Annotated in this window: 4 protein-coding genes and 1 other RNA gene; 3 read left to right on the forward strand and 2 right to left on the reverse strand. The window is 72.2% G+C overall.

Annotation, left to right across the window (positions count from 1 at the left end; all coding sequences use genetic code 11):
* Positions 1 to 277, reverse strand: an RNA gene (gene rnpB, locus Q1K70_RS04160) — RNase P RNA component class A; the annotation flags it as partial.
* A 140-nt stretch (positions 278 to 417) separates the two neighbouring features.
* On the opposite strand from rnpB, the gene Q1K70_RS04165 reads away from it, so the two are divergent.
* From Q1K70_RS04165 to Q1K70_RS04175, 3 genes are read left to right on the forward strand one after another with little or no spacing between them, the layout of a single operon-like run.
* Complete coding sequence (locus Q1K70_RS04165) at positions 418 to 822, forward strand: hypothetical protein (RefSeq protein WP_300156155.1); 405 nt, start codon at positions 418 to 420, stop codon at positions 820 to 822.
* The gene (locus Q1K70_RS04170) at positions 809 to 1591 is read left to right on the forward strand and encodes a DUF547 domain-containing protein (RefSeq protein WP_300156157.1); all 783 of its coding nucleotides are present in this window, start codon (positions 809 to 811) and stop codon (positions 1589 to 1591) included. The genes Q1K70_RS04165 and Q1K70_RS04170 overlap by 14 nt, the downstream gene beginning before the upstream one ends.
* Before the next feature lie 4 nt (positions 1592 to 1595).
* Positions 1596 to 3629, forward strand: a complete 2034-nt coding sequence (locus Q1K70_RS04175; protein WP_300156159.1) for a glycosyltransferase — start codon at positions 1596 to 1598, stop codon at positions 3627 to 3629.
* Here the strand turns inward: Q1K70_RS04175 and Q1K70_RS04180 are convergent.
* Positions 3613 to 3983 (reverse strand): rhodanese-like domain-containing protein (locus Q1K70_RS04180; RefSeq protein ID WP_300156160.1); only part of this gene is annotated, 371 nt, incomplete at its 5' end. The two genes, Q1K70_RS04175 and Q1K70_RS04180, sit on opposite strands and share 17 nt — an antisense overlap.

Below are 3983 nucleotides of genomic sequence, written 5' to 3' on the forward strand. Positions count from 1 at the left end.
CAAGCAACCTACCCGAGGGCACGGCCGGGCCAGCCTTGACGCCCTCCTATTTGGTTTTGCTCCGAACGGGGCTTGCCGAGCTTGCCGCGTCGCCGCGGCAACTGGTGGGCTCTTACCCCACCGTTTCACCCTTACCCGCGCTTTCGCACGGGCGGTTTGCTTTCTGTGGCGCTCTCCCGGGATCGCTCCCGCTGGGGGTTGCCCAGCGTCCTGCCCTGTGGAGCCCGGACTTTCCTCCCCGGGCCTTGCGGCCCGCGACGACGACCTGTCCGACTCCCCGCTTTTCCCATAAGTCCCTTCGCCCGGTTCGTCAAAGGGAGCGCGGGGAGCGGCGGACGCGGCGACTTGTGTCCGGGCCGGGCCGGTGCTAGTCTCCATGGTGGAAAATCATGGGAATCTCCGGACGAGGAGGTGCGGATGCGTGTGCTCACGCTCCTTTGCGCGCTGCTGGTCATGGCCGCCCCGGCCCTGGCCACGGACTGGAAGCGCCTGGCCGCCGAGGACGACCAGTCGGTCACGCTTTTTTACGACCTTCACTCGGTCCGGGTGCGGGGGGACTTCGTGCAAGTCCGGATCAAGCGGGTTTTTTCCGAGCAGGAGGGCCGCGAGCTGGCCGAGGACCACGGCGTGCCCGAGCCCGTGGCCTACGCCGTGGAGCGGGTGACCCTCGACTGTGCCCAAACACGCATCGCCCGCCGGTCCTCGGCCTGGATCGGCGTCAGCGGCAAGACCCTCGACCACGACGCCCCGGCTTCGGGCCTGCCCTGGCGGCCCATGCGGCCGGGAGGGCTCGGCCGGGTGCTTTGCGATGAACTTAACTGACGCGGCCTGCCCCCTGGGAGGAAAGCGTTGCCTGACCGGCATGGCGGCAATGGTCCTTTCCCTGGCTCTGGCCCTGGCCGTCCCGGTCGGGGCGGCGGACCGCGACGCGCCCTACGCCGCGCTGCTGGCCACCTATGTCCGGGGTGGCGTGGTGGACTACGCGGGACTCAAAAAGGACGAGGCGCGCCTGTCCGCCTATCTCGACGCCCTGGCCGTCGTGGACCCGGCCGCGCTCTCCCGGGAGGACCGCTTCGCCTATTACGTCAACGTCTACAACGCCTGGACGCTCAAACTCATTTTGGAGCATTACCCCGGCATCCGCTCCATCAAGGAGGCCGGGAGCCTGCTGCGCTCGCCCTGGAAGCGCGCCTTCGTGCGGTTGCGGGCCGGGACCGTCAGCCTCGACGACGTGGAGCACGGCATCCTGCGGCCCGAGTTTCGCGATCCCCGGGTCCATTTCGCGGTCAACTGCGCCTCCAAAAGCTGTCCGCCCCTGGCCGGCGCGCCCTACGCGGGCGAGACACTGGACACCGCCCTGGACGCGGCCGCCGGGAACTTCATCAACGATCCGGCCAACACCTTCTTCAAGGACGGCGTGCTGCACGTGAGCCGCATCTTCGACTGGTACGCCGAGGACTTCGGCGGTCCCGAAGGCGTCTGGGCCTTCGTCCGCCGCTTCGCCGCCCCGCCCCTGGCCGCGGCCATGGATGCGGCCGGCCGTCACGACCTGGCCTATACGCCCTACGACTGGTCCCTCAACGGCCGCTGACGCCATGGTCCGGCCGTTTCGCTTCCCCGGCCCCCAGGCGCTTGCGGCCCTGGCCACGGCCCATCCGTTGGCGTCGCTTTTCGTTTGTCAGTTCCCCCTGGCCCTGTGCGGCGTGTTGAAGGCCGGGCGCGTGGCCTTCGCCGCCTGCTTTCTCGCCGCCTTCGCCGGCCTGGCCTTTTTCACCCGGCGCTGGCCGCAGCGGGAGGGGGGGAGGGGCATGGCCGGGGTCCTTGCCCTGGGACTGGTCCTGCGCCTGGTCTTCGTCTGGGCCTGGCCGGCGGATTCCGACGTGGCCCGCTACATCGTCGAGGGCGCGCTGCAGCAGGCCGGGGGCAATCCCTACGCCCTGGCCCCGGCGGACCCGCGCACGGCGGCGCTTTTGCCCAAGGCGGCGCGGCAGGCCTTGGCCGGCGTCAATCACAAGGATCTGGCCGCCGCCTATCCGCCCCTGGCCGAACTCTACTGCCGGCTGACGGCCGCCGTCTCGCCCACGCCCCTGGCCTTCAAGGCCGCCGCCGCCCTGGCCGACCTGTGCGGCTGCGCCGTCCTGGCCCTGGTCCTGGCCCGGTCCGGGAGGCCGGCCGCCTTGCTCCTCCTGGCCGCGGCCAATCCCCTGTCTCTGGCCATGGGGGCCGGGGAGGGGCACCTCGACGCCGTCATGATTCCCCTGGTTGCCCTGGCCCTGGCCGCCTTCGACTCGCACCGGGCCGGCTTCGGCTTCGCCGGCCTCGGCGCGGCCGGCCTGGTCAAATACCCGGCCCTTCTGCTCGCGCCCTTTTTCCTGAACCGGGGAAACGCCGCCAAGGCCGGCTGGACCCTCGCGCCGTTTGCGGCCTTCGCGCTTTTCGCCGGGGCTGGGACGGACCTTTTCGCTTCCCTGGCCGTCTTCGCCCGCTACAGCGCCCAGGGCGGGCCGCTGGTCGCCCTGCTGCGGCCCGTGTTCGGACAGGGCGCGCCCCTGGCCGCTATGGCCGTCGGCGCGGGCGTCCTCGGGCTTTTGTGGCTGACCGTCCAGGACGCCCGGCGCGGTCCCCCGGCCGCCCTGGCCGTGACCCTGGCCTGCCTGCCCACGGTCTATCCCTGGTATTTCCTGCCCCTGGTCCCCCTATGGGCCGTGCGGCCGTCCTGGTCTTTGGGCTGGCTTTTGGCCGCCCAGGGGCTGGCCGCCGCGCCCACCTGGCTGCGGCCGGGCGAGCTTGGCGGCGAAGGGATCGTTCTGGCCTGGGTCTGGCTGCCCTGGCTGGGTCTGGCCCTGGCCGGGGCCTGGCGGCCGCTGCTCCTTGTCCGGGAAAAGGGCTTCGCGCCCGTGGGCGGCCTGGCCGTGGTAACGCCGGCCCGAAACGAGGCGGCGCGGCTGGGGGCCTGCCTGGAGAGCCTGGCCGCGCCCCTGACCGCCGGGGAGGTGGCCGAGGTGGTGGTGGTCGACGGCGGCTCGGACGACGACACCGCCTCCGTGGCCCGGGCCCATGGGGCGCGTGTGGTGGCCGCCGCCGGCGGCCGGGGCGGGCAGATCGCCGCGGGCATCGCCGCCTGCCGGTCCGGGGTGGTGCTGGTGCTGCACGCCGACTGCCGTCTGGCCCCCGGGGCGGCGGGCCGGATCCTTCGCGCCCTGGCCCGGGAGCCCCGGCTGGCGGGCGGGGCCGTGGGCATGCGCTTCGACCGGGGCGAGCCGGGGCTGGCGCTGATCGCGGGCTTGAACAGCCTTCGCGCCGGGACCGTCGGCATCGCCTTCGGCGATCAGGGGCAGTTTTTCCGGCGCGAGGCCCTGGAAGGCTCCGGCGGCTTCCCGGACATGGCGCTCATGGAGGACGTGGAACTGTCGCTGCGGCTGCGCGAGGCAGGAGAAACGAAGCTTCTCGGCGGGGGCGTACTGGTCTCGGCCAGACGTTGGGAAGGCCAGGGGTTTTGGCCGCGCACCCTCGGCGTGCTGCGGCTTTGCGCCGCCTATCTGGCCGGCCGGCGGCTGGGGCTGGCCGACGTCACGGGACGGAAATACTTTCGGCGCTATTACGGCCGGGAGCCTACCACACGGACGTGAAGCCCCTGGGGGCCAGGTCCCAGGCGCGGCCGTAGACGTGTACGGTCCTGGTCGCATCGCCCTTGGCGTCCACGAGACCGCCGCCGGCGTGCAGCCAGGCGAGCAGGCCGCCGGCCAGGTTGGCCACGGGCAGGCCCGCCCTGGCCTTGTCCTCGACCCATTTGCCGCTGCGGTAGCCGATGGTGCAGTAGGCCACGGCCGTCTTGCCGGCGAACCGGGCCGGGTCGGCCAAGTAGTCCTTTTCGGTCACCGCGCCGGGCAGGGTGGAGACGGCCCGTTCGGCCGGCTCGCGCACGTCGATGGGCAGCAGCTCGCCCTTTTTCCACAGGGCCACGGCCGTCTCGGCGCTGATTT

Origin of the sequence: Solidesulfovibrio sp. (genome assembly GCF_029978005.1) — a bacterium.
Classification (GTDB): domain Bacteria; phylum Desulfobacterota; class Desulfovibrionia; order Desulfovibrionales; family Desulfovibrionaceae; genus Solidesulfovibrio.

What these genes read in the sequence shown, in the direction of transcription:
- Q1K70_RS04170 (WP_300156157.1), top strand. Translation starts at nt 809, where the DNA reads ATGAACTTAACTGACGCGGCCTGCCCCCTGGGAGGAAAGCGTTGCCTG.
- Q1K70_RS04175 (WP_300156159.1), top strand. Translation starts at nt 1,596, where the DNA reads ATGGTCCGGCCGTTTCGCTTCCCCGGCCCCCAGGCGCTTGCGGCCCTG.
- Q1K70_RS04165 (WP_300156155.1), top strand. Translation starts at nt 418, where the DNA reads ATGCGTGTGCTCACGCTCCTTTGCGCGCTGCTGGTCATGGCCGCCCCG.